The sequence below is a fragment of the Enterobacter cloacae complex sp. 2024EL-00227 genome (assembly GCF_043945315.1).
GTDB lineage: Bacteria > Pseudomonadota > Gammaproteobacteria > Enterobacterales > Enterobacteriaceae > Enterobacter > Enterobacter roggenkampii.
Map to the genome: position 1 here is coordinate 12785 of NZ_JBIMQP010000009.1, position 25330 is coordinate 38114.

19 protein-coding genes and 1 pseudogene are annotated in these 25330 nt (G+C 51.5%); 16 read left to right on the plus strand and 4 right to left on the minus strand.

The genetic code is table 11. From position 1 onward, the window contains the following. The 10 genes from ACHH0Z_RS16125 to ACHH0Z_RS16170 all read left to right on the plus strand — a co-directional run bounded on the left by ACHH0Z_RS16125 (position 1) and on the right by ACHH0Z_RS16170 (position 11597). Positions 1-441 carry a hypothetical protein gene (locus ACHH0Z_RS16125; RefSeq protein WP_045408444.1) on the plus strand — a complete coding sequence of 147 codons (441 nt, stop codon included), beginning with the start codon at positions 1-3 and terminating at the stop codon, positions 439-441. Next, complete coding sequence (locus ACHH0Z_RS16130; protein ID WP_047748763.1) at positions 438-821, plus strand: hypothetical protein; 384 nt, start codon at positions 438-440, stop codon at positions 819-821. The genes ACHH0Z_RS16125 and ACHH0Z_RS16130 overlap by 4 nt, the downstream gene beginning before the upstream one ends. Positions 822-883: 62 nt before the next feature. Next, positions 884-1627 (plus strand): Ig-like domain-containing protein, encoded by a 744-nt coding sequence (locus tag ACHH0Z_RS16135; RefSeq protein ID WP_047748764.1) that lies wholly within the window; start codon positions 884-886, stop codon positions 1625-1627. Positions 1628-1684: 57 nt separating this feature from the next. Beyond that, the gene (locus ACHH0Z_RS16140) at positions 1685-2356 is read left to right on the plus strand and encodes a DUF6246 family protein (RefSeq protein ID WP_045409663.1); all 672 of its coding nucleotides are present in this window, start codon (positions 1685-1687) and stop codon (positions 2354-2356) included. Between the two features lie 12 nt (positions 2357-2368). Then, positions 2369-5794 carry a tail protein (tape measure) gene (locus ACHH0Z_RS16145; protein WP_314734030.1) on the plus strand — a complete coding sequence of 1142 codons (3426 nt, stop codon included), beginning with the start codon at positions 2369-2371 and terminating at the stop codon, positions 5792-5794. Between the two features lies 1 nt (position 5795). After that, positions 5796-6290 carry a hypothetical protein gene (locus ACHH0Z_RS16150; protein WP_045409665.1) on the plus strand — a complete coding sequence of 165 codons (495 nt, stop codon included), beginning with the start codon at positions 5796-5798 and terminating at the stop codon, positions 6288-6290. Then, entirely contained in the window at positions 6290-6760 is a 471-nt protein-coding gene (locus ACHH0Z_RS16155; protein ID WP_032657161.1) for a hypothetical protein, read from the plus strand. The genes ACHH0Z_RS16150 and ACHH0Z_RS16155 overlap by 1 nt, the downstream gene beginning before the upstream one ends. Then, a complete protein-coding gene (locus ACHH0Z_RS16160; protein ID WP_045409668.1) occupies positions 6753-7220 on the plus strand; it encodes an NlpC/P60 family protein in 468 nt (155 codons plus the stop codon). The genes ACHH0Z_RS16155 and ACHH0Z_RS16160 overlap by 8 nt, the downstream gene beginning before the upstream one ends. Next, a complete protein-coding gene (locus tag ACHH0Z_RS16165; RefSeq protein ID WP_395149548.1) occupies positions 7132-9615 on the plus strand; it encodes a host specificity factor TipJ family phage tail protein in 2484 nt (827 codons plus the stop codon). The genes ACHH0Z_RS16160 and ACHH0Z_RS16165 overlap by 89 nt, the downstream gene beginning before the upstream one ends. Positions 9616-9671: 56 nt before the next feature. Next, the gene (locus ACHH0Z_RS16170; protein WP_395149549.1) at positions 9672-11597 is read left to right on the plus strand and encodes a glycosyl hydrolase family 28-related protein; all 1926 of its coding nucleotides are present in this window, start codon (positions 9672-9674) and stop codon (positions 11595-11597) included. Between the two features lie 59 nt (positions 11598-11656). Here the strand turns inward: ACHH0Z_RS16170 and ACHH0Z_RS16175 are convergent, their stop codons facing one another. Then, complete coding sequence (locus ACHH0Z_RS16175) at positions 11657-13636, minus strand: acyltransferase family protein (RefSeq protein ID WP_395149550.1); 1980 nt, start codon at positions 13634-13636, stop codon at positions 11657-11659. A gap of 533 nt (positions 13637-14169) precedes the next feature. Between ACHH0Z_RS16175 and ACHH0Z_RS16180 the strand changes: the two genes are divergently transcribed. The 3 genes and pseudogenes from ACHH0Z_RS16180 to ACHH0Z_RS16190 all read left to right on the plus strand — a co-directional run bounded on the left by ACHH0Z_RS16180 (position 14170) and on the right by ACHH0Z_RS16190 (position 17667). After that, positions 14170-14559, plus strand: a complete 390-nt coding sequence (locus tag ACHH0Z_RS16180) for a S24 family peptidase (protein ID WP_395149551.1) — start codon at positions 14170-14172, stop codon at positions 14557-14559. 139 nt (positions 14560-14698) lie between these two features. Next, positions 14699-15982: pseudogene (locus ACHH0Z_RS16185) on the plus strand (MFS transporter); the annotation flags it as partial. A 221-nt stretch (positions 15983-16203) separates the two neighbouring features. Then, complete coding sequence (locus ACHH0Z_RS16190) at positions 16204-17667, plus strand: mannitol dehydrogenase family protein (protein ID WP_045409972.1); 1464 nt, start codon at positions 16204-16206, stop codon at positions 17665-17667. A 43-nt stretch (positions 17668-17710) separates the two neighbouring features. Here ACHH0Z_RS16190 and ydfZ read toward each other — a convergent pair whose 3' ends face one another. Continuing rightward, a complete protein-coding gene (gene ydfZ / locus ACHH0Z_RS16195) occupies positions 17711-17914 on the minus strand; it encodes a putative selenium delivery protein YdfZ (protein ID WP_014883679.1) in 204 nt (67 codons plus the stop codon). A 287-nt stretch (positions 17915-18201) separates the two neighbouring features. Between ydfZ and ACHH0Z_RS16200 the strand changes: the two genes are divergently transcribed. Then, positions 18202-18633, plus strand: coding sequence for a universal stress protein (locus ACHH0Z_RS16200; protein WP_008502406.1), 432 nt, complete (start codon positions 18202-18204; stop codon positions 18631-18633). 35 nt (positions 18634-18668) lie between these two features. On the opposite strand, the gene ACHH0Z_RS16205 is transcribed toward ACHH0Z_RS16200, so the two are convergent. Beyond that, on the minus strand, positions 18669-19355 hold the full coding sequence (locus tag ACHH0Z_RS16205) for a GntR family transcriptional regulator (protein ID WP_008502405.1): 687 nt from the start codon (positions 19353-19355) through the stop codon (positions 18669-18671). Positions 19356-19446: 91 nt separating this feature from the next. After that, positions 19447-20193 carry a bifunctional NADP-dependent 3-hydroxy acid dehydrogenase/3-hydroxypropionate dehydrogenase YdfG gene (ydfG, locus tag ACHH0Z_RS16210; protein ID WP_023292548.1) on the minus strand — a complete coding sequence of 249 codons (747 nt, stop codon included), beginning with the start codon at positions 20191-20193 and terminating at the stop codon, positions 19447-19449. A gap of 142 nt (positions 20194-20335) precedes the next feature. On the opposite strand from ydfG, the gene dcp reads away from it, so the two are divergent. Continuing rightward, positions 20336-22369, plus strand: coding sequence for a peptidyl-dipeptidase Dcp (gene dcp, locus ACHH0Z_RS16215; protein WP_045409974.1), 2034 nt, complete (start codon positions 20336-20338; stop codon positions 22367-22369). Between the two features lie 302 nt (positions 22370-22671). After that, complete coding sequence (locus ACHH0Z_RS16220; protein WP_045410513.1) at positions 22672-25254, plus strand: EAL domain-containing protein; 2583 nt, start codon at positions 22672-22674, stop codon at positions 25252-25254. Positions 25255-25330 lie beyond the last annotated feature (76 nt).

Consider the following 25330-nt stretch of genomic DNA (forward strand, 5'->3'; position numbering starts at 1 on the left):
ATGGGCATCAAAGTGAAAGGTATTAGCCAGGCGAAAAAGCATCTGAATGATGTCATCAACGACGTTAAGGGGCGCAAGGTAATTCGCGCGCTGCAGTCGGCGATGATACTTATCGGTGCGCGGGCGGCCTATTACACTCCGATCGACACCTCCACGTTGATTAACAGTCAGTTCCGTGAAATCGACGCTGGCGGGGTGTACATCACCGGGCGCATCGGCTACTCAGCCAACTATGCTGCGTATGTGCATGAGGCGTCTGGAAAGCTGAAAGGCCAGCCGCGCGCGCACTTTGGTACGACCCGTGCCGGACAGCAGTTCGGCGGCGGGACCGAAACAGGAAACTACTGGGATCCGCATGGTGAACCTCAATTCCTGACCAAAGGCGCGAATGACGAGCGCGATAACGTTGATGCGGTAATGCGCAAGGAGCTTTCGCTATGACACCCATGATGCACGAGCGGGTGCGCAACATGTTCGGCGACGCCGGGCTAACTACAGGCTTCACGGTGCAGCAACTGATGTACGACGACCCGGGCGACCTGTCGAAGGCGATCATGGTGTTCAGGCCAAACGGAGGCTCGAATATCCGCACTGACCTCGGCTCTGAGTACCACGTCCTGGTCGACGTTGTCGGCGCGAAGGACAAGCGCAAAGACGCGCTAAACGCCGTGCAACGCATCGTCGATTACGTCCAGGCCAACCCAATGGCTGACGAGTGTGTCGGCTACATCCAGAACATAGGCGCAATTCCCGCGCCGGTGCTCACAGAAGAAGGGCGAATAGTCTTCCGACTCCAGTTCGCCTGCACTTACGGCGAATAGCCATCCCAACCAAATAACCCGCTTCGGCGGGTTTTCTTTTATACGTCAAAGAGGAGTTTCAAATGGCTAATTGCCAGAACTCGAACGAGCGCCTGTTCGGCGGTGCGGTCGTGCTGGAAGTCGCCGATGGCTGCCCGGACGTCAAACCACTGGAAAGTGAGTGGAAGGCGCTGGCTGCTGGTACGTCGAAAGGCTTCGACTTCAACCCGAACTCGGTTACCTCTGATGCGGATGACGGCGGCGGCTATGTCGAGACCATCATCACCAACAGTGACTTTACCCTGAGCTTCGAAGGCGAAGTGCGCAAGAAGGACAAGCTGGATCAGTACGGTGTCGGCAAGTTCATCAAGTATTTCGCTGACGAGCTCAAGGCCAAGCGCCAGCCTGGGATCTGGGTGCGCATGGACTACGGCCCGGTTGAATTCATCGGCTATATGAACATCACCGCACTGAGCTCTGACGGCGGCACAAATGACATCGTCACGTTCTCAACCGAGTTCAAAGTCGGTGACGCGAGCACCATCGAAGTGAACGAAATCACTGCGGTTGCGGTGACTGGCGTAACTGTGACCCCGACAACCAGCACCGGTACGGCAGGCGGTACCAGCACCTTCACGGTGAACATCGCACCAACCGGCGCTACCAACAAAAACTTCACTGTAGCGACTACCGATGCGACCAAAGCAACGGCAACCGCCTCAGGCAACACCGTTACCGTGACGCGTGTCGCCACCGGCAGCGCGCAGATCATCATCAATACCGAAGACGGCAACTTTGTGGCCGTGCATACGGTTACCGTTACCTAACGGACATTCCAAAGGGCGGCGTGCTGCCCTTGATAATGACCGTTTACTGGAAGGCCTATGACCGCTTTAACCGATATTGGCGAAATCTCAATCAGCGACAGCCGTGAAGGCGGAAAAGATTACCTGCTCCGGCCATCATTCGAGGCTATGACCAGGATCGGCACTCCGGAAGAGATTGTGCAGACGTACGCCACTATCCACGGCAATGATGTCGCTCAGCTCATTGAGGTGTGCGCTGGCACGCTGGGGCGTTTTCCTGAATGGCTTTCACCATCATTCAACCGCGCCGCTGAGAAGCTGTTATCAACGTGCATGCTGGTGCTGCAGGCGTGCTGCGATGACGATCTGACGCCAATGATTGGCGAGTGGAAGGGTTGGCGGCATTGTGTCGTCTACCGCCCGGGCCAGATGCCGAAGAACGATATCATCGTGCTGGCGCAGCACCTCATGCAGCACGGCGTCGTCGGAAAAGCTAAGGTCCGCCAGCTGCAGCGCCACGAAACAGGCGAGCGCACCACAGAGTTTAAAGCCTTCGACTATATCAGCGCGGCACGTAGTCACTTCGGCATGAACCGCGACGAAGCCTCTAAGTTAACGATGACCGAATTCCAGATGCTGCTGGCGGCGAAATACCCTGACCAGAAAGGCTTCACTCGCGAAGAGTACGACAGTATCGCCGATGAGTACCTGGCTAAACAGGCCGCACGCAGGGCAAAAGCAAAGCAATAACCGGAGAATGACATGGCAGGTGAGAAGAACGCCGGTAGCATCGTTTATGAAATCAGCGCCGACGTTGAGCCGCTGCTGCAGGGCGGGAAACAGGCCATTGATGCTCTGGATAAACTGGATGCTGCAGCCCAGCAGTCCGGCAAGGGAATGGATAACCTCGATCAGAGCGCATCCCAAACCGGATCTGCGTTTACTGAACTGGCAGGTTATGCAAACTCGATGGACAACCAGCTTCGCAAGCTGAACACGAGCGTTAGCGGTATTGCGCGTGCTATGGAGGAGGCTCGCACTGGTACCGGAAGCACAACGAGCGAGTTCAACCGAGCAAATGCTGTTATTGAGGCGCTCGGTAACCAGGTTGCGATCCTTGAAGAGGCGCAGGTGAATGGAGCCCGCAGTGCCGCAGTATTCGCATCGCAACTAAGGGCTGGAGCGAATGCCACCGAGGAAGAAAAGCGCACTATCGCGGAACTGGCCGGTGCATTTTATGACATGAAAGCCTCATCGGATGCGGCAGCCAAGTCAGCAGCATCAATAGCAGCAGCTACGCAGCGCGCGGAATCATCAATATCTGGACTGGAGAAAGAAGTATCCATCCTGAATACTGAAATGCAGGCGGGATCGCGAAGTGCAGCCATCCTTGCGGCTCAGTTAAGTGCTGGAGAGGGTGCATCTGACGCCCAAAAGGCCAAGATCGCTCAGCTCGCAGGTGCTCTTTTTGATATGCGTGAGGCTCAAAAGTCAGCCTCAGCTGCATCTGCAGAAGCCGCTAAGCAACTTGCCCAGCAGGCGAATGAAGCCAACCGAATCAGCGGAATAACCTCTGACCTGTCTAATCAAATAGCGATCCTGAGCGAGCAACAAACCAATGGGGCTCGCAGCGCCGCGATTCTGGCCGCCCAATTACGTGCAGGGGCAAGCGCAACAGAGGCCGATAAGCAGAAGATAGGTGAGCTTACCGGTCAGTTGTTCGACATGAAACGCATGACTGATGTTGCAGCTGGTGGGAGTAAAAACTGGAAGTCCAGCATGCAGCAGGCTGGTTACCAGGTTCAGGACTTCATCGTGCAGGTGCAGGGCGGGCAAAATGCCCTGGTCGCGTTTTCACAACAGGGGTCACAGCTTGCTGGCGCATTCGGTCCTGGCGGTGCCGTGGTTGGCGCTATAATCGCCCTTGGCTCTGTACTGGCTGGCGTGCTGATCACTTCGCTCAATGGCGGCAAGAACGCCATGGATGCGCTGAAAGACGCAGCTGAAGCGATGGATAAGGTGATCACCATTTCCTCGCAAGGTGTGGCCGCGCTTTCAGACAAATATGCCGCCCTGGCACGCGTAAATGCCGACGTGGCTACTTTGCTGAGAAATCAGGCGCTGCTCGAGTATAACCAGGCGATATCAAAGATTCCGAAGGCCATTAGTGACGCGTCTGATGCTTTCATCACGTTAGGAGATCGCGCACTGGCGGCTGTTGGCGGTGCGTCTCCAAGCATCAAAAAGTTCAACGATGAGCTGTCAGCTCTTGGCGTAACCACCAATGACTGGAGTCAGGCCATTCAACAGGCCAACAGCCAGGGACAATATGCCTCAGGTATTGTGAACTCGCTTTCTGCAACGGTGAGCACCCTTTCATCACGCCTCGGCATCAGCAAGCAGTCAGCGTTTGATCTGGCAAGAGAGCTATCAGATCTGAGCAATAACCCATCCCCGGAAGCACTTCAGGAACTGGCGAAAAAACTCCAGGAAATGAAGTCATCATCCAAAGACGGGCAGTCAGCCATTGCTGAACTGGCAGGTAAGCTTGTCGATCTGGCAAGAGAGGCGGCCAACGCGAAAATCAACGTCGACAGCCTGAACAAGTCCACCGACAACCTTACGGCCGGGCAGAAGAACCTCATCAAGCAGTCTGAGCGCAATCTTGCGCTGTCGAAGTTGCAGGGGGAGGCCCGCGCACGGCTGCAGGCGCAATACGCTGCCGAAGATGCCGGGTTTGCGAAGGATGATCCGCATGCCAAGCAGATGGAAGATGATGCTGCCGCTACGTACAAAAATACGCAGGCACAGAAGACTCTCCAGTCCGAGCAGAAGAAGGGGGCTTCCCAGGCTGATTCTATTGCCCAGAAGCTGGCTAACCTCAAGCAGCAATCGGAGTTGGCGGCAGACTCAACGAACAAGCTGAGTCGCGAGCAGGCGATCCTGACTGCGCAGCAGTCGCTTGGAAAAGGCGCTACCAAAGAGCAAATAGCTCTGGCCGGTCAGTACGCAGCAAAAAAATGGGACACTGCAAACGCCATTAAGGCTGAAGCTGCAGCGCAGAAGCTTCTCCCTGAAGCGGCTGAGAACGCCAGTTACAAACAGGATGTTGAGGATCTGAATACGGCGCTGGCAGCGAAGAAAATCAGTCAGGAACAGTACAACCAGACCTCAGAGCGACTGGCGGCAACGCACCAGGCTAACCTCGCGAAAATCCAGGCCCAACAGGCTGTAACGCCACAGCAGGAGGCTGTAGGCGGAGTTGACCCTGTTCAGCAGCTGGCTAACGAGAACGCCCAGAAACTCGCGCTTATTCAGTCATACGAGCAGCAGGGGCTGATTACTCACCAGAACGCCATGGCATTGCGTGCTGCAACTGACACGCAGTATGAGCAGGCGCGCATCGCTGCCCAGTGGGAGATTTTTCGTAACCAGAGTATGGGTAATGAGTTGCTGGCCGCGAGCTTTGATTCTCTCGCAGGCAATGCATCCAATGCCTTTACCGGGATCCTGACTGGAAGCATGTCGGCGCAGGAGGCAATGCAATCACTCGCCAGCAATGCCCTGAATAGCCTGATTAACGGCTTCGTTCAGATGGGCGTCGACTGGGTAAAATCTGCCGTGATGGGTGCTGCTGCACAAACCTCTGCGATTGCCACCACTACTGCGGCTCAAACTGCAGGCTTAGCGACAACCACTGCTGCAAGCACCGCGGCGGCCACGACCACGATGGCGGTATGGACACCAGCTGCGGCCGTTGCCTCAATAGGTTCATTCGGTGGTGCCGCGGCGATCGGTATTGCAGCCCTTATCGCGGCTATGGCGATGGCTGGTGGTATTGCTGGCAAGCGTAAGAACGGCGGACCGGTATCGGCTGGTCGTACGTATCAGGTGGGTGAGGGTGGCATGCCTGAAATCTACCAGGCGTCGAATGGTAGCCAGTACATGATCCCCGGCGACAACGGCAAGGTCATCAGCAACAAGCAGATGAATGCCGGTGCAGGCGGTAGTTCTGTTCCTGTCACCATCAACATTCAGAACTATACCGGCGCGACTGTTGATGCCCAGGCCACTCAGGACGGCAATGGGGTAACCATCGATATGATTGTGGCTGATATCAATAACGGCGGTCGAGTGAGTCAGGCCATCCAACAAAACCATCAGGCACCACGCAAAGCAAGGGGATAACATGCCAATTCCGTACCCTGACTGGTTGCCGCTGGCCCAGAAAGGGAAATCACCCACTACCGATACCGGGTTTCGCGTCGACCAGCCTACGGTCGGGGCGCCGGTATTTCAGAAATTAACCGACGACCTAAAGACGTCATTCTCATTGACGTGGATCTTCACCCAGGACCAGCACCGTGCATTCATGCAGTGGTTGCGCAGCCCGAACTACCTCGACAACTGCAATCAGTGGTTCACGATGCCGCTTGGCTCCGGGACCGGCGATACTGGTGTCGAGGTGCAGGAATTGCACTTTCTCTCCTGGCCGTCGTGGTCACAGTCCGGGTCCATTTTCACGTGGAGCGGTGATGTCATTGCGCGCGAGTTGGTTAACTCCGATGACGAGTTTGACGACATTATCGTTGAGCTGCCGCCACCATGGGCCTCCTGGCTGGACATCATTGTCACGGGCTATCCTGACGGGCGCGACCCCGAGACTTTACCGAAGGTGCCATAATGCCTACGCTCAGAGAATTTCAGAGCCGAAGGCCAAACCGAATCCTGTACGAAACCATCACTTTTTACAGCCCGGTCTTTGGCTACATCAGGCTCGTTAATAACCAGATTTTCCCCAAAACGCTCGGAGGCCAGGTATACACGCCATGCCGCATGGAATTAACCGAAAGCCAGCAGAGCAACACGCCGATCCTCGACAGCACCGTCAAATTTGGGCGGTTGGCGCAGGACTTCAAGCAGCAACTAAAACAGTGGAAAGCCTACTCGCGCATCACGCCTATCTCGGCGACGTACCAGCAATTTGACGCAGCAGATATGTCCACGGCCATCAAGTCGTGGACGCTCTACGTCAGTGACTGCTCGATGGACGACAAGGACGTGACGTGCAGCCTGACGCGCGTAAACCCGCTTAATCGCAACGTCGGGCGGCTGTACACCGTCGAAGAATATCCGGGGCTCCAGAATGCTTAAAGACGACTTCATCTCGCGGGTTGAGGGCATCCCCTGGAGTAACCGCGCCTGCAGCTTTGACGCTGCTGACTGCTGGGGCCTGGTGGTGCTCTATTACCGCCACGTTATGGGGATCGAAATTCACCAGACGGTGGATTACGAATCCGGGCGCGACTTCATGACGTGCTATGACGCTGATGTCGTTTTCTGGCAGCCGGGCGCCACGTTCAATGAGGGCGGGATCTTCGTCGCCTGGGTTGGCAGCAAGCCTGTGCATGTCGGCCTGATTGTTGACGGTCGCGCGCTGCACAGCCGCGGGAAAAATGGACACGTCCGGTTCGACGCCATCCGGACAATTCAGAAGCTATTCACCAGAGTGGAGTTTTACACTTATGCCGGTAATCGAGATTCAGCGCGTTCCGGGGATGCCGAAGGACCGGGCGGTAGTTCAAAACGGCACGGTTTTTTCAGAATGGCTTGAGCAGGAAAGTTTTCACCGCGATATCCGCATTAACGTTAACGGCAAAGAACTGCAGCCAGATGATGAGCTGCAGTTTGCACTTCAGGACGACGACAGGGTAATCATTTTCGATCAGCCAAAGGGAGGCGGTCTTGTCGGTACGCTGCTAAATCCGCTCGAGCATCTGAACCCGATCAAGTTCACCCAAAAAGTATTGTCTTCGCTGATGCCGAAGCCAAATGCCAGTGCTGCTTCAGGCAACAGCAAGACATCGCCAAATAACAGCCTGAAGGGCCAGACTAACATCGCTCGCAACGGTGAAGCAAAGCCGGATAACTTCGGGCAAATTAGGGCTTACCCTGACCTGACTCAAGAGTCTCTTTTTGAGTATGAGAACAACCTCAAGTACATCACAGAGTTGATGAACTTCGGTCTTGGACGTTATGACATTTCGTCAGTGCGATTCTCTGAAACAAACCTTGGGTCGATGGCTGGTGCGACGTATACCATCTTTAACCCTGGTGCTGTCATTCCACAGGTATTTGAAGGCTATCAGTTTGATGACGTCGACGGGCAGGAAGTGCCTGGCCTAAATGAAAGTGGTGATTTCCCGATAGAGACAGCAACGGCAAACACAGTTATCAGCGGGACTTATGCAGGTGGTCAAATAGCAATGAAGATAGTCAAGCAGGCTTCCTTTGATTACTTCGCTGACCTGGCATTTCCACACCCGGTTACCTTTACGATCAACGTTTCTTATCCTGTGACAGGTGGGACAAAAACTGAGGATATTACTATTTCTGCAAATTTAATTAGCTTTGCAGAGACGAATAACGGCGCGGTTGTGAATCCTGTTTTTTACTACACATTCACATTCGACCGGCTGGATGGACCAAATATCCCGATCGAAAGCGCGACGATAAACACAACAAAATTCATCCTTAATGATAACGCGGCGCTTATTGTAGGCCCTTTCTTTTCACCTCTTCCTTCAAGCCAGTTGTGGCTGCATACGCAATCAGGGCTCGGTGGTGATAGCGAGACGAACTGGAAGGTCACGCTATGGAAGGTTGATGAAAACAACGATCAGATACCAGGAACTGAGCAAACCTTCATATACAAGCAGACAACGCCACATGACCACACCTCCGAGACGTTTTATCGCACCGATAAAATTACTCCAGTCGGAGGGTATGGTCGGTATGCAATATCCTTCCAGCGCACCGATAACAGCAGCGACGCCAGCAAATTGCAGGTTGAAGAAATTCATGCGGTTAACGTGCGGACAAACGTAGTCCATCCTGACGATACTCTGGTCATGGTAAAAGTCAGGGCGACAGAAAACGCAACAGGTTCACGAGATCGCAAATATAACGCACTCATTACACGACATGTCATCAGCTACAACATGTCGACGCAGCAGGTTGATTATACGCTCCGGCCGTCACGAAAATTTGCGGATATCGCGTTGTTTAACTGGCTGAACGTCGGGCAGCAGCCGGAGTCGAGCATTGATATTTATGGCCTGTACCAGATCCAGGCTGAAATCGACGCTATCGACCCGCGTCTTGGGTATTTCGATTTCACCTTTGACGATGAGGATGTGTCGCTAGGTTCGCGCATGGAGAGCATTTGTGACGCTGCCAGCGTCTCGGTTTACGACGACAATGGCGTGCTGTCATTCACCCGAGACAGCAAAAAGACGTCTGCGGCCACGATATTTAACCGCTCGAATACCAAGCCTGATGGTTACTCGCTCTCCTACGACATGACGCTGCCTGGCGGCTATGACGGCGTAGAAGTGCAGTTCCGCAACCCAGACACTAATAAGCAGGACTTTGTCCGGTACCGGATATCCGGAAATTCCATCATTGAAGGATCGCCGGCCAAAGCGAAGAAGTTCGAAATGCTGTACGTCAGGAATCGCTTCCAGGCCAACGAGCGCGCGCTGCGGGAATGCAAGCGGCTTATCTATTCCCGCATGACCATGCAGATCACCGCAATGGCGGACGGAGAGTGGGTGAACATCGGCGACATGGTCCAGGTGCCTGACACGTATGACACTAACCAGCAGGCCGGTTATATTGTGTCGCGCCTCGGGAATGACTTTGAGACGAGTGAGCGCATCAATTTCTCCGGAACCATGTTTGTGCAGATCACGGACTCATCCGGCGCCACCACTGCGCGATACCAGGCATCTCCTCGCGCTGATACGGCGTTCGGCTTTACCGCTGCCATCCCGAGCATTGAGCTCAACCTGTTTGATGGTGTCGACGTCCAGTCACCTTCCCGGTACGTCATCGCCACATCTCAGGAGCTCGATGCAGGGCAGTGGACTATTACGGCTAAGCAACCAGACGGAAAGGGCAGCACAGCATTAACCCTCGCTGAGTATAGCGATCTGATTTACCAATAAGACCTATCCCGATCACCCCAACCCGGCCACTGCGCCGGGTTTTTTATGGAATCAATATGGCTACGCAACCAACCAATCTATCTGTTCCAAGCGAATCCCCCCGCGATCTGAAATTTAACGCAGGGAAAATTGACGAGTTCGTTACCTCAATGGGATGGGCTTACACCGACCGATTCGGTGTGCAGCATTACACCATTGAAGGCATGCGCTGGCTTGCGCAGCAGGCTATTGCCGCATTTGGCTACATCACTCTGGATAGCTTTGAGGATGGTAATACTCTTACCTTGCCAAATCAGGTGCTGCGCCTGGAGGCGAATGGTGAATATTACCGCTGGGATGGAGCATTTCCTAAAACTGTTCCTGCTGGGTCAACTCCGGACACCACAGGTGGTATTGGTCAAGGGAAATGGTTGAGCGTAGGTGATGCAGCGCTTAGACAGCAGCTAGCGAGTGACTCTGATTCATTAGGTGACGCGCTGGTGACAACTAAGCAGCCATACACAGGCGCAAAAACTCAGACAGTACATTCAAAGCTGGCGCAGGAAATTAACGTTCTCGATTTTGAGGGTGTAGTTGGCGATGGAGTGAATGACGACACTGCAGGCATTCAGGCTGCCATTGATGCTACTCCATGGGGAGGGGAGCTAATATTCAATGTTCCGGCAGAATTTTATAACGTCTCAGCAGAAATTATAATTTCAAAGCCTATTACAATCCGAGGTAACGGTGGCTCAAGTGTAACAACAAAGCAATTCCCATGCATCAAGTCAGCAGGAAATAATAGTGTATTCAAGCTGAGGGCTACCTTGGATAATTATATGTTTGATGCCTACGGAATCACTGGTGTACATATCAAAGACATTATGCTTGAAGGGCCGTCGTTAGACTCAAAAGGTCTTTACGGTATATGCACCGACGAAACCATAAACAGCGGAGTTTATCACGTCAGAAATAACACATTTAACAATGTTAACATGCGCTACTTCGATGCGGGATGGAATGTCCGTGGTATCTGTTATCTTAATTCCTGGAACGATTGCAGGGCATTGTGGTGCGCCAGTGGTTGTGTAGTGGATAAGGTCGTTACCGCGTCAGAAGGTGGTTCAGATCAAAACAGGTTTTTTGGATGTGAGTTCGTCTTGTGCGATAGGGGGTTAAGTCTTAGTGAAAGCGCTTATAGTGGATCGCAAGCCATACTTGGATGTACTATATCAGAAAATACAACTGTGGGTATAATTGCTGGTTTTAACACAACGTTCTATATGTCAGGATTACAAATAGAAAACAATGGAATAGGTGTCAATTTTACCATACCTTCAAGCGTAACCAACCCGGCATCTGAAGGAAGCAAAACTATAATCGGAAACTGCTTCATACTCAATGGATATGACATTTGGGTGCAAAAATCTTCTACAGTTCTTACTGGAGGATTCCCATTCCCACTTCTTATTTCAGGCAATACCTTTTCTCAAACTAAAACCATTGTACTTTATGTGCAGGCACCTACTGGTGCTGGGGAGTTTGACTCAAGGCAATTTATTTTATCTAGCAGCAATAGTTATTCAGGTATCGATGGGAATACTGGGCCTGTTCCATTCGGAATGATTGCTTCAGGCTGGAAAGGATATAACGGATATAAAGAAGACGGTAAAGTGACATTAAACACGGCCGTCCCAGGTGGAACATCTAAGAACATTTGTTTTTTCTCCATACCATACGGACATCAATGTTATATAAAATATGACATTGTATCAGTGCCAACAAATGCAGCTTCTGGTAATACACAAACAAACGCTTATATCAATTTCACCAATGTAAATAACCCATCATCACCTGTTGTTATAAAAACAGACTTTGGTAGATCTGGGGAGGTAATACTAAGTAGGGAGGATGTTGATATAGGTTTAAATATAATGATTGCAATGAATGCAAATGATAGTTCCTCGACAGCTATTGGAGTAATTAGTTATTGCATAATCTAAAAATGGCCGCCTTTCGGCGGCCAGTCATGTTAACAATTATCTCTATGTATTGCAGGTTCTTACTTTATAGTCAAAAGGAATTTATTCAAAGCATTACCAATCATTCCTGATGCGTAGCCTGAGATGTGGTCAGTCTCTGAATACATAAAATGACCGTTTTTACGATGTGAGCAAATTCCTTTGTCGCACATAAAATCTATAGTTTCAAAGGTATACACCTTGTTGGGATATCTATTCTTAATATCTTCTAATAATTTTCTGTAGTTATCAGATAACCTAAGTTGCTCATTAACAGAGATGCTGCAATTTTTATTTGCAGATGAAAGATATTCATTAATAAATTTAAAAGTGGTGTTTCTCCCCATGCAACTTTCTGGATGAGCGAGGGTTGGGTTATCAATAACAAAAACAACCTTTTTGCCTGATGATACTAACTTATCTACTCCTTTAAGCAAGCCCTCTAGAGCTAATCTATAGTTTTTTGTCTCAGGCAGATCTGCGATGCTATCATCGCTTTTAAGTTGGAAAATTGCTCGCGATGCAATCGCATAGACTACAACTTTAACATCATCATTATCAGCAAGTCCGTCTATCACGACGCGAGATGCATCTTGATAGTATGAGTACCTTGAGTCATTGGTAAAGACTGGCATGACAATTCGAGGTGGGGTGCTACTGCTATTACCACCTAAATACATCCAGTAATTATCAGGAATAGCTGTTCTCATCACTCCGCCATACAGAGCCATTGATTTACTATCACCAATTAAAGCATACGATGGCTGACCCCTTCTGTCGTGCTGGCAGAACGGGACGATTTTCTCATCCTCTTTTGCAATCCCGCACCCATCAGCAGTGAATGGTATGTCAGGATCATAACCTGTAGACCTTTCCGCATTAATGGAAGTGAACTGGCGAGAATGGATGCCATTGTTCAAGAATACAGAAATACCCAAAGAAAAAACAGATAATAACCCGATAGATAGTATTATAGCTTTATGCTCGCTTTTTAGGGGTAACATAAATCTGATTGGCTTCTCAACTAAAACATAAGTTAAAAAAGCAAGCGCAAAAGATACCGCCAGAAGTACAAATAAAATCCCTGTTGATAGTTTATCTCCGTTAATAATTCTCGCAAACGTTACCACAGGCCAATGCCATAAATATAATGGGTAACTAATCAAACCGATAAATACTAATGGTTTGGCGCTTAATATTTTACTGTTTATGTATGAATTTTGCCCTGCCGCAATAATCATCATGGAGCCAAGTACAGGAAATACAGCAATGTAGCCAGGAAATTTCATGCTTTCGTTTATAAATAAAACTGATAATGATAATAAAAGCATTCCTGCTAATGATATATAATTACCAAACCTCTTAAAGCATGTATTGGCATGCGGCATTGAAATATTAATGAAAGCCAGCATTACACCTGCCATAAGCTCCCACATCCTTGAAAATGGAGAATAATAATTAGCTGTTCTATCAAAATGCATAGTCCATAGGCAGTATATAAAACTTGCTAACGTTAAGGTTACAAGAACCTTAAGTAAGGGAATTCCTCGCTTTATTGCAAATATCAAAATAATTGGTGTAAATATATAGAATTGTTCTTCTACTCCCAGCGACCAAAGATGAAGTAAAGGCTTTGCGTTCGAAGATGCATCAAAATATCCAGATTCAGACCATAATACTAAGTTTGATACAAAACCAGAACCTGCAGCGATATGTTTTGATAGTGATGCTAATTCTGGTTCATAAAGCGCTGAGTAGCCAATAAAAAAGCTGAAACCCAATACTAATATCAGGGCAGGGAATATTCTTAATGCCCTTCGCTTGTAGAAGTTTATAAAGCTAAAAGAATTTTCTTTTATCTCAGATATAATAATTTTTCCAATTAAAAAACCTGAAATAACAAAGAATATATCAACACCAACAAATCCACCTTGTAGAAATAACGGGAAAAAGTGGAATAAAACAACGGATAGCACAGCTATCGATCTCAACCCATCTATATCCGCTCTATACTTAATCATTGCTCATAATCTATAAAATTGAGAAAATTTAGGTTCGTAAATGTACCACAAACATGCTTGGTGACGAAACGTATTGGTTTGGTAGGTGCTAATCTGGCTCCATGCTGAATGGGATTTTTCCAGGAACAAAAATCAATGATGGCGAAGGATTCTTGATATGATAGGGCACACCTGAATTTACGGTTTTGGCTTGCCATCAGCATCAAAAGCGGATTGTTACATGAGAACAGCTATCAATAACATCATAAGATTTGCAGCACTGCTAAGCGTTGTAAGCCTTGTTTCTATGCTTCTTGGGTGGAACAAGGTTGACATGATCGCCATATCTGTAGACGTCATCATGTTGGCAATCTTTGCATCAAATGAGTACGATATCAGCGACAAACGAAAAAACAATAAAGATTAGTCTTTGATATCACGAGTCTAAACAAATGACAAAGCCCAGTCATCTGGGCTTTTTGCTTCCTACATCTTGATCACCGCCACCGATCAATAATACTGTATTTACATACAGTAACTATCGGAGGTGCATCATGGGATTCCCGAGCCCGGCAGCAGACTACGTTGAAGAACGCATATCACTCGACAAGCGCATCATTACCAGGCCAGCGGCTACCTACTTCATGCGTGCCGGTACGACGCATTACCGGGAAGGCATACTCAGCGGGGCACTGCTTGTCGTAGACGCCTCACTGAATCCATGTGATGGCTCACTACTGGTTTGCACTAATGAGGGAGAATTCAGGATTAAGCGCTACCGGTCTCACCCGCAACCCCATCTTGAGAATCTTGAGAATGGAAAGCGAGAGAGTCTGCCGGATAAGAACGAAGCATCAGACACATCGCGTCCGGTGTTCGGAGTGATAACGTACATCATCAACGATGCGCGTTCTGGTGAGTTTGATGATTGTCCGGTGATGTGATGGGGCATATATGGGGCAAAAAATTAGCGCAAAACAACTCAAACACACAGAAGTTGATGATTCGTCTTGCGCTAACACTTTGCTTTTTACCTGCTTACTTTCTACATACTCACGCTTTCATTTTTTGCACCTTTAAATTATGGACTTCCAGCTTTACTCGCTGGGTGCCGCTCTGGTCTTCCATGAGATCTTCTTCCCGGAACAGTCCGCCGCGATGGCGCTGATCCTCGCGATGGGCACCTACGGCGCAGGCTATATTGCGCGCATCGTCGGCGCCTTTATCTTCGGCAGAATGGGCGACAGCATTGGTCGTAAGAAGGTGCTGTTCATTACCATCACCATGATGGGGATCTGCACCACGCTGATTGGCGTCCTGCCGACCTACGCGCAGATCGGGATTTTTGCCCCCGTGCTGCTGGTGACGCTGCGCATTATTCAGGGCCTTGGTGCCGGGGCCGAGATCTCCGGGGCCGGAACTATGCTGGCGGAGTACGCGCCGAAAGGTAAACGCGGCATCATCTCCTCGCTGGTGGCTATGGGGACTAACTGCGGGACGCTGAGCGCAACGGCGATCTGGGCCATCATGTTCTTTGCCCTCGATCGTGAACAGCTGCTCGCCTGGGGCTGGCGCGTGCCGTTCCTCGCCAGCGTCGTGGTGATGATCTTCGCCATCTGGCTGCGTATGAACCTCAAGGAGAGCCCGGTCTTTGAGAAAGTGAACGATGTGCAAGCTGCGCAGCCGGACACCTCACTGGGTTCCATGGTGAAAAGCAAATCCTTCTGGCTGGCGACCGGCCTGCGTTTCGGCCAGGCAGGCAACTCGGGGCTCATCCAGACCTTCCTCGCGGGTTATCTGGTCCAGACGCTGCTGTTCGATAAGGCCATCCCGACCGATGCGCTGATGATCAGCTCCATTCTCGGGTTTATCTCCATTCCGCTGCTGGGCTGGCTTTCCGATAAAGTGGGGCGCCGTCTGCCGTACATTATCCTCAATATCTCCGCCATTATTCTGGCCTATCCGATGCTGTCGATCATCGTCGATAAGAGCTATGCACCCGGGACGATCATGCTCTGCATCATCGTTATCCATAACTTCGCCGTGCTGGGGCTGTTTGCGCTGGAAAATATCACCATGGCGGAGATGTTTGGCTCGCGAAATCGCTTTACCCGTATGGCGATCTCCAAAGAGGCGGGAGGCCTCGTAGCGGTGGGCTTTGGTCCGGTACTGGCAGGGATCTTTTGCAATATGACCGGCTCCTGGTGGCCGATTGTCGCCATGCTGGTGGCCTATTCCGTGATTGGACTGATCTCGGCGATCCTGATGCCGGAAGTGCGCGACCGTGATTTAAGCGCGGCGCAAGACGCAGCCGAGTCTGCGCCGAAAGAGACGGTCGGTTACGGTGCCGTCTCCTCGCGACGCTGATGGTTTATAACTTGCGTTACCTATCACACAACTTTGATTTTGTGTCACACCACATGAACAAAAGTTAATATAAATCAAAAACTCAAACGGCAGTATCAGTATGGTTGATGGCAGTTCATTTTTTTACTCCAGCTACCATTCTAGTTGGTGTAGTCAGCAGGCGCTGCCGCTTCAGCATGGGCGGCAGCGATCCACAGCTTTCTAATTAACGAGTCTTAATCATGGAAAATACCTTATTACAGGCCAACGCGACGCTGCCACAGTACGATCGCGACAGCCTTAAAGCACGCATCGTTCATTTAGGGTTTGGCGCGTTTCACCGTGCGCATCAGGCAGTGTACGCCGACATCCTCGCCGCGGAACACGGTAGCGACTGGGGATACTGTGAGGTTAACCTGATTGGCGGCGAACAGCAGATTGCCGATCTGAACGCGCAGGATAATCTCTATACCGTGGCGGAAATGTCTGCCGATGCGTGGACCTCCCGCGTGGTTGGCGTGGTAAAAAAGGCGCTGCATGCGCAGGTTGACGGGCTGGAGACCGTGCTGGCCGCGATGTGCGAACCGCAGGTGGCGATTGTGTCGCTGACCATCACCGAGAAAGGGTACTGCCATTCCCCGGCGACCGGGCAACTGATGCTCGATCACCCTTTTATCGTCGCAGACCTGCAAAACCCGCACCAGCCGAAATCTGCGCCGGGTGTGGTCGTGGAAGCGCTGGCGCGGCGTAAGGCGGCGGGTCTGCCGGCGTTTAGCGTGATGTCCTGCGATAACATGCCGGAGAACGGTCACGTGATGCGCAATGTCACCTGCGCGTACGCCCGTGCGGTAGACGGTGAGCTGGCGGACTGGATCGAATCCCACGTTACCTTCCCGTCAACGATGGTGGATCGCATCGTGCCTGCGGTCACCCCCGACACGCTGGATAAAATTGAACAGCTTACCGGCGTGCGCGATCCGGCGGCGGTGGCCTGTGAACCCTTCCGTCAGTGGGTGATCGAAGATAACTTTGTGGCCGGCCGTCCAGCGTGGGACAAAGCCGGAGCCGAGCTGGTGTCAGACGTGATCCCGTTTGAAGAGATGAAGCTGCGCATGCTTAACGGCAGCCACTCATTCCTGGCGTACCTGGGCTATCTGGCGGGCTATCAGCATATTAACGACTGTATGGAAGATGAAAACTACCGCGTCGCCGCGCACGCCCTGATGCTTAACGAGCAGGCGCCTACGCTGAAGGTCAAAGGCGTCGATTTAGGACGCTATGCCGATCTCCTGATTGCCCGCTACAGCAACTCGGCCCTGCGCCATCGGACCTGGCAAATTGCGATGGACGGCAGCCAGAAGCTTCCGCAGCGCATGCTGGATTCCGTGCGCTGGCACCTGGTGCATCAGAAGCCTTTCCCGCTGCTGGCGCTGGGTGTGGCAGGGTGGATGCGCTATGTCGGCGGCGTGGATGAGCAGGGTAACGCAATTGACGTGAGCGATCCGCAGCTGGAAGTGATTCAGGCGGCGGTTAAAGGCAGTGCGGAAGGGGAAAGCCGGGTCAGGGCGCTGCTCGGCATCGAGGCCATCTTTGGCAAGGAGCTACCGCGTGAAGCCGTCTTTGTTGATGCGGTGATGAAGGCATACCAGACGCTGCTGCAAAAGGGCGCGAAAGCGACCGTGGCGCAGTACGTGTCTCAACGGTAATTCAGCACATGCCGCCGTTCGCGGCGGCATGTCTGCGCACCGTTTAGTGCATACCCAGGCGAATCAGCTCAATCGGTTCGAACTTACCTTCGCATCCTTCCACTTCAACCGTTTTGCTGCGGCGCACCTGCGCGGCATCCAGCCCGTCGCTGTGGATCGCTTTAATCACGCCAGTTTTGCCTGTGCCGCTAATCATGACGCGGCTGCCGGTGGTGATCGCATTGCGGTTACGGTCGTATGTCATCATGGTATTTTCTCCTCTCTAACCTGTTCGTTACGGCGTTATTTCAGGGTTGCCGTTCACGGGGCATATAAATACGCCTGTCTGCATCAGATGTTTTTGTTTTTGATCAAACTCACACTTTTTTCTTTATTGCCTCGGTCGCTGACCGTTCACGACAGCAATTTACAAAGCAGACCGTTATTTTCATTACCTGATAGTTTCAGCAGGTAAGCGTTGAGGGTTGGTTTATATTCCCGATGCCATTCTGGATACAGGAAATAACCCTTTCATCGGAATAAGGAGCCAGGCTTATGTATAAGAAGATTTTGATGCCTGTTGATGTATTTGAAATGGATTTGAGTGACAAAGCGGTTCGCCACGCGGCTAACCTCGCGAAGGCCGAGGGCGCGTCGATTACCCTGGTCAATATTCTGCCGACCAGCAGCCGATCCCTGCTGCGCGGTTTTAACGCCGATATTAAAAAGTTCGAAGAATATATGACTGAGGAATCCGGGAAGAAAATGAACGCCTTAAAACGACTGTTCGATATCTCGCCGGAGAAAATTGACTGTCTGGTTCGCTTTGGCAACGTCCGCGATGAAATCATCAAACTGAGCAAGGAAGGGGAATATGACGCGATCGTCATCGGGTCGAAAAACCCGGGCATCACCACCCATCTGCTGGGATCAAATGCGGAATCTATCCTGCGCTACGCAACCATTCCGGTGTTAGTCGTTCGCTAAACCCATCGCCGTACCCGAAAGGGCGCGGCGAAATATTATTCTTCGCTAAACCACTCGCTATTTTCCTGACGAATCAGCTGCACGGATTCGCTAATTTCCTGCAGATGCAGCGTCATCGCTTTTTCCACGCCGTCCGGGTCGCGTTTTTCCAGCGCGCTGAAAATATCATGGTGCTGTCGGAGCAGCATTTCCGGCGGAGAGACGTGATCGAGACTCATATAACGCACGCGGTCGATGGTGGCCTTGATGTTTTCGATGGTGTCCCAGGCCAGCTGGCAATCTGCAATCTGCGCCAGTTTCTGGTGGAATTCATCATCAAGCTGGAAGAAATCATTCAACTGCTTACGGTCAATCGCAATCCGCTGCTGATGCAGGTTTTGCTCCAGCAGGTAACATTGCTTGTCGTTGATAAGCGTTGCGGCACGGCGCGCCACCGCGCATTCAATGGCCTGGCGAACAAAACAGCCGTTGCGCACCTGAGAGAGTGAAATTTTGTTCACGTAGCTGCCGCGCTGCGGGCGGATCTGAATCAGACCGTTTTCCGCAAGCTTAATAAACGCTTCACGCACCGGCTGACGGGAAACGTCAAAACGAACGGACACCTCTTTTTCAGAAAGCGGCGTTCCCGGTGGGATCAGGCAATGGACAATATCACGTCGCAAAATGCGATAGATTTGCTGGTTTACGGGCTGGGTGGGATTGAGTTGCGATTCAGCGGCCATGAGTTGTCATTTCTCAGAGAGTTAGCCTGAACATACTACCATTCTTTTATAACCCGAAACAGACCCGGCCCGCAGGCCGGGAAGGGCAGCGTTAGCCACGATGCACGCTAAGCCCGGCAAAACTCTGGCTGACCGGCATCATTTCTACGGTATTGATGTTGACGTGTTTTGGCAGCGTCGCCACCCACCAGACCGTTTCGGTGACATCTTCCGGCGTCAGGGCGTTCGCGTTTTCGTAGGTCTTGTCTGCTTTCGCGTCGTCGCCCTTGAAACGCACGTTGGAAAACTCGGTGCCGCCCACCAGGCCCGGCTCGATGTCGGTGACGCGAATGGCGGTGCCGTGCAGATCGGTACGCAGGTTAAGGCTGAACTGGCGCACAAACGCTTTTGTTGCGCCGTAGACGTTGCCGCCTGCATAAGGCCAGCTTCCGGCGGTGGAGCCGATATTGATAATGTGGCCACGATTGCGCTCAACCATGCCCGGCAGCACCGCGCGGGTCATATAGACCAGCCCTTTGTTGTTGGTGTCGATCATGTTTTCCCAGTCTTCCACGCTGGCTTTGTGTGCAGGCTCCATGCCCAGCGCCAGACCGGCATTGTTGACCAGCACGTCGATGGCGCGCCACTCGGCGGGCAGGTTGGCAATCATCTCTTCAATCGCCGCGCGGTTACGCACGTCCAGCTGCGCGGTCAGGATGCTGTCGCCTAATTCGTCCTTCAGCTCCTGCAGACGTTCCTGACGGCGGCCCGTTGCAATAACCTTGTGCCCGTTGGCGACGAAGCGACGCGTGATGCTTTCACCAAAACCTGCCGTTGCCCCGGTAACTAAAATAATCATCTCACTGTTCCTCAACGCTTTTTGTGTTTAACTAACATAGCACGGCCGCAGAGGGTGCGTTAAGGCAACATTTGTATGACAGCGTTGCAGGGGATGGCGGCCTGGCCTACTCTGGGAGGATACCCGTACTCAGGAGTGAAAGATGACGGCCACGAATCCCTTTTTTGACATCAGCCTGCTGCCTTACCAGGCACCCCATTTTGATCAGATCGACGACAGCCACTATCGTCCGGCCTTCGATGAAGCCCTTCGCCAGAAGCGTGCGGACATTGACGCGATTGTCTCTCAGGCCGCTGCGCCTGACTTCACGAACACCGTGCTGGCGCTGGAGAAGAGCGGCGCCATGCTCTCGCGTGTCAGCAGCGTGTTCTTCGCCATGACTTCCGCGCACACCAATCCGTTTTTACAGGAGCTGGAAGAACAGTTCTCCACCGAGCTTGCCGCGCTGGCAAACGATATCTGGCTGAATGACGCGCTGTTCGCCCGCGTGGAGAGCGTCTGGCAGGACCGTGCCGCGCTGGACGCCGAATGCCGTCGTCTGGTCGAGGAGTTGTATCAGCGGTTTATTCTGGCCGGCGCGCGTCTGAATGAGACAGAAAAGGCCGAGCTGAAGGCGCTGAATACCGAGGCGGCCTCCCTGACCAGCCAGTTTAACCAGCGTCTGCTGGCTGCCGATAAGACCGGTGGGCTGGTGGTGGATTATGCGCACCAGCTTGACGGGCTCAGCGCAACGGAGATCGCTGACGCGGCGCAGGCTGCCGCGGAGCGAGGGCTAAACGATCGCTGGCTGATCCCGCTTTTGAACACCACCCAGCAGCCCGCGCTTTCCGCGCTGCGCAATCGTCAGACCCGCGAAAACCTCTTCAACGCAGGCTGGACGCGTACCCAGAAAGGGGACGAAAACGACACCCGCGCGCTGATCCTTCGTCTGACGGCGCTGCGCGCGCGGCAGGCCCGTCTGCTGGGCTTTGAGGATTACGCTAGCTGGAGCATCGCTGACCAGATGGCGAAAACCCCGGCCGCCGCGCTGGAATTTATGCGCGGCATTGTGCCTGCCGCCCGCGCCCGCGCGGAACGCGAGCAGGCCGATATTCAGAAAGTCATCGACGACGAGCAGGGCGGTTTCACCGTGGAGGCCTGGGACTGGGCCTTTTATGCGGAGCGCGTGCGCCAGGCAAAATATGCCCTCGATGAGTCGCAGATCAGGCCCTACTTTGCGCTCAATACCGTGCTGCAGGATGGCGTATTCTGGGCTGCCAGCCAGCTGTTTGGCATTCGCTTCGTCGAACGCTTCGATATCCCGGTATATCACCCGGACGTCCGCGTATGGGAAATTTTCGACCACACCGGCGAGGGCATGGCGCTGTTTTACGGCGACTTCTTTGCCCGCGATTCCAAACAGGGCGGGGCATGGATGGGGAATTTCGTCGAGCAATCCTTCGAGTTTGCTGCCCGTCCGGTGATCTACAACGTCTGTAACTACCAGAAACCGGCGAATGGCGGTATCGCGCTTCTCTCCTGGGATGACGTAATAACCCTGTTCCACGAGTTTGGCCATACGCTGCACGGTCTCTTTGCCAGCCAGCGTTTCGCCACCCTTTCCGGCACCAATACGCCGCGTGATTTTGTTGAGTTCCCGTCGCAAATCAACGAGCACTGGGCCAGCCATCCTAAGGTGTTTACCCACTATGCGCGCCATTACGAAACCGGCGAACCGATGCCGGACGCGCTGCGGGAAAGCATGCTAAACGCGACCCATTTCAACAAGGGTTATGACATGACCGAACTGCTGGGTGCCGCGCTGCTGGACATGAACTGGCACGGCATCAGCGAGGCCGTTTCGGACGTGGAGGATTTTGAAGCGGCTGCGTTGAAAAAAGAGGGGCTGGATCTGCCTGCCGTGCCGCCGCGCTACCGCAGCAGCTATTTTGCCCATATCTTCGGCGGCGGCTATGCGGCAGGGTACTACGCCTACCTGTGGACGCAGATGCTGGCAGACGACGGCTATCAGTGGTTTGTCGAGCAGGGCGGGTTGACGCGTGAAAACGGGCAAAAATTCCGCGAGGCCATTTTGTCGCGCGGGAACAGCACAGATTTAGCCGAACTGTATCGCAACTGGCGTGGGCACGATCCGAAGATTGAGCCGATGCTGGATAACCGCGGATTGAGCGAATAGAGTCAATGCCGTATGAAAAAAGAACCGGGCTTTACGCCCGGTTTTTTATACGCCTGTAACCGTTACAGCATAAAAACTAAGATTATGTTCTTTATAAATAAAACCGGCGAGGTTAAAGGTCACTCCCTCCGGGAGATGTATTTAACCGAATTCAGGCTGTAAGAGAGCTAATAATTTGATCTGGATTGTAAAAATCAAATGTTCTTTAAGTTTAAGGGTTTTAACTATAAATTTTTATTATTCTTTGCCGATAAATAAAGGTGGTATAAAATTGACGTATTAGCAGTATAAGAAGGCGAATGATGACCCTACCTCTGAACAATCCCGGTTTTACGGATGCCGAGCCTTCTAAGGGGCTGATAAATAAAACCTTTACCTATATAGTGACATTGTTGATAAGTATTTTCATTGCGGCAATAATTTCCCTGCTATTAATAAAAAATAATGTTAATAAAATCAGCGATAAGCACGATGAATTTTTGTTAAGGAAAGCCCTGGATTCCCGCCAGGAAAGCATGCGAAGTCACTTGAAAGATAATGCTGAATGGGGAGATGCCTACAAACATCTTCATTTGAACACTGACGTTCACTGGGCATGGGATAAGCAGAACCTGGGTAAGTCCCTGTATGACAACTTTGGCTACGAAGGGGTGTTTATTCTCTCCCCGGAAGGAACCACGCGATACAGCGTGCTTGACGGGAAACTGAAGCTTCAGGATCTCGGGCGCTGGTTAGATAAATCAACCAAGGAGCGATTACTCCGTGAGGTGAGCGTTAACAATGGATTGCCGGTTTCTATACTCACGCTTATCGATTCCGTTCCAGCCATTGTTTCTGCTGAATGGATAACAACGGGCGATGACGCGAGCGTGCAACCCTTGCCGGGGAAGCCGTCGGTAATGGTGTTTGTAGACAAGTTAACGGCTAAAAAATTCCTCGCGATTGGGCAGGATGCCGGTATTAAAAATGTTCGTACTTCGCCTAATGCAGTCACTTCTCAAATAAACAATCAAACAGAATTTACCTTAAGCACCCAGAATGGTGATGTGCAAATTATCTGGGACGGTGAAAATCCCGGCCAGGCGTTGATTATTTATTTTTTACCATTACTCATTCTTTCAGTTATTCTGACGGTATCGATGACGGTTATTCTCATGCGCCATATTATGCAGAAGGCGAGAATGCTTGACGAAAATACCTTTCTCCTCGAGCAGGCGCGGTTGAATCTTATCACCAGTGAAAAACGATTCCGGGACGTCAGTGAAACAACCAGCGACTGGTTCTGGGAAACAGATTTATCTTTAAAGATAACCTGGCTTTCAGGTCGTTTTTCTACAGTAACGGGATATGAAAATAACAAATGGATAGGCCGCAGGCTGGATGAACTCTTTCCTACGTCACGCGGATTATTACAAAACTGTGTGAGGCTCAGGGAATTAACTGAACGCTTTGAATTTAAGAACTGTCCTTATATTCATGCGCAACAATCTACGGCCTATTGCACGCTTCTGGCAAAGCTTTCTGCTCAGCCTGATGGAACGGTGGTTTTGCGAGGCGCGGCAACCGACGTTTCTCTGGAAGTTGAAGCAACTAAACGGGTGGAGTTCCTGTCACGTCATGATGAATTAACCGGTCTGCCGAACCGCTATCATATTAAGGAATTTCTGGCAGGCCAGTTGGCTAAAGAAGACCTTAACCATTATCCCTTTGCCATGATTTGCCTCGATTTAGACAAGTTTAAACCCGTCAATGATATTTTTGGGCACTCCACGGGGGATGCGCTGCTTGGCGAGGTCGCTCTACGTCTTAAAAATTGCGTTCGTCGAGGTGATTTTGTCGCACGGCAGGGAGGGGATGAATTTATGCTTCTTCTCGGCAATACCAGCCAAAAAGACCAGATTGATGAGGTGTGTCACCGCATCGTACAGGAACTCAACCGTCCTTTCTCCATTGAGGGTAATGATGTCGCAATAGGCGTAAGCATGGGGATTGCGCTGGCTCCCCTGGATAGCAGCAGCGCAAACGATCTTTTACGCTATGCCGATATTGCGCTTTACCAGGCTAAGCAATCCGGCAGAAACAGATGGGTCTATTATCGCCCGGATATGTCGGAAAAGTTAACTGAACGGAGAAAACTGGAACTCGAACTGAAAACCGCGATTCGCGAAGAGCAACTCTATCTGGTGTACCAGCCGCGTTATAACCTCCGATATTCTAAAATAGAGGCCGTCGAAGCGCTGGTACGTTGGCAGCACCCGCACCGGGGGACGATGATGCCCGATCAGTTCATTCCGCTGGCTGAAGAAACAGGTCTGATTATTAACCTCAGCAACTGGGTCATACGCAAAGCGTGTGCGGAGACAAAAGATAAATTGCCGGGGCTATCGGTATCCGTAAATATTTCCGCTATCGAATTCCAGGCAAGCGATCTTGCTGAAAGGATAAAAGAGATCCTGCACGAAACAGGGCTAGAACCTGACCGACTGGAAATAGAAGTGACGGAAAATGTCACGCTTTCCGATCCTGAAAAGACCTTGCAGACCATGAAGGCTCTCAAAAAAATGGGCGTCCGTATTTTGATTGACGATTTCGGTACCGGCTATGCCTCTCTGAGCTATCTCCGGAAGTTTCAGTTTGATGGACTCAAGCTCGACAAGAGTTTTATTTTTACCCTGGCCGATTCGCCGCAGAACCAATCAGTCGTAGAAAAAATTATCGATCTGGGTAAGGCCTATTCGATGGCGGTCACTGCAGAAGGGGTGGAGACCACCGAACAGCTCTCTTTTCTTAAAAAAAATAGATGTGATGAAGTTCAGGGCTACTTGCTTGGAAAACCGGCCGCCATTACGGAATTAAATTTAAACGCAAACAGAATAGATCTTTAAAGTGTGCTTCCATCAGCTTCGCACGCTTTACGCCGGGAAGCGAAAATGAAAAACCGGGCTTCTCGCCCGGTTTTTT

What these genes read in the sequence shown, in the direction of transcription:
- ACHH0Z_RS16125 (WP_045408444.1), top strand. Translation starts at nt 1, where the DNA reads ATGGGCATCAAAGTGAAAGGTATTAGCCAGGCGAAAAAGCATCTGAAT.
- ACHH0Z_RS16130 (WP_047748763.1), top strand. Translation starts at nt 438, where the DNA reads ATGACACCCATGATGCACGAGCGGGTGCGCAACATGTTCGGCGACGCC.
- ACHH0Z_RS16135 (WP_047748764.1), top strand. Translation starts at nt 884, where the DNA reads ATGGCTAATTGCCAGAACTCGAACGAGCGCCTGTTCGGCGGTGCGGTC.
- ACHH0Z_RS16140 (WP_045409663.1), top strand. Translation starts at nt 1,685, where the DNA reads ATGACCGCTTTAACCGATATTGGCGAAATCTCAATCAGCGACAGCCGT.
- ACHH0Z_RS16145 (WP_314734030.1), top strand. Translation starts at nt 2,369, where the DNA reads ATGGCAGGTGAGAAGAACGCCGGTAGCATCGTTTATGAAATCAGCGCC.
- ACHH0Z_RS16150 (WP_045409665.1), top strand. Translation starts at nt 5,796, where the DNA reads ATGCCAATTCCGTACCCTGACTGGTTGCCGCTGGCCCAGAAAGGGAAA.
- ACHH0Z_RS16155 (WP_032657161.1), top strand. Translation starts at nt 6,290, where the DNA reads ATGCCTACGCTCAGAGAATTTCAGAGCCGAAGGCCAAACCGAATCCTG.
- ACHH0Z_RS16160 (WP_045409668.1), top strand. Translation starts at nt 6,753, where the DNA reads ATGCTTAAAGACGACTTCATCTCGCGGGTTGAGGGCATCCCCTGGAGT.
- ACHH0Z_RS16165 (WP_395149548.1), top strand. Translation starts at nt 7,132, where the DNA reads ATGCCGGTAATCGAGATTCAGCGCGTTCCGGGGATGCCGAAGGACCGG.
- ACHH0Z_RS16170 (WP_395149549.1), top strand. Translation starts at nt 9,672, where the DNA reads ATGGCTACGCAACCAACCAATCTATCTGTTCCAAGCGAATCCCCCCGC.
- ACHH0Z_RS16175 (WP_395149550.1), bottom strand. Translation starts at nt 13,636, where the DNA reads ATGATTAAGTATAGAGCGGATATAGATGGGTTGAGATCGATAGCTGTG.
- ACHH0Z_RS16180 (WP_395149551.1), top strand. Translation starts at nt 14,170, where the DNA reads ATGGGATTCCCGAGCCCGGCAGCAGACTACGTTGAAGAACGCATATCA.
- ACHH0Z_RS16190 (WP_045409972.1), top strand. Translation starts at nt 16,204, where the DNA reads ATGGAAAATACCTTATTACAGGCCAACGCGACGCTGCCACAGTACGAT.
- ydfZ (WP_014883679.1), bottom strand. Translation starts at nt 17,914, where the DNA reads ATGATGACATACGACCGTAACCGCAATGCGATCACCACCGGCAGCCGC.
- ACHH0Z_RS16200 (WP_008502406.1), top strand. Translation starts at nt 18,202, where the DNA reads ATGTATAAGAAGATTTTGATGCCTGTTGATGTATTTGAAATGGATTTG.
- ACHH0Z_RS16205 (WP_008502405.1), bottom strand. Translation starts at nt 19,355, where the DNA reads ATGGCCGCTGAATCGCAACTCAATCCCACCCAGCCCGTAAACCAGCAA.
- ydfG (WP_023292548.1), bottom strand. Translation starts at nt 20,193, where the DNA reads ATGATTATTTTAGTTACCGGGGCAACGGCAGGTTTTGGTGAAAGCATC.
- dcp (WP_045409974.1), top strand. Translation starts at nt 20,336, where the DNA reads ATGACGGCCACGAATCCCTTTTTTGACATCAGCCTGCTGCCTTACCAG.
- ACHH0Z_RS16220 (WP_045410513.1), top strand. Translation starts at nt 22,672, where the DNA reads ATGACCCTACCTCTGAACAATCCCGGTTTTACGGATGCCGAGCCTTCT.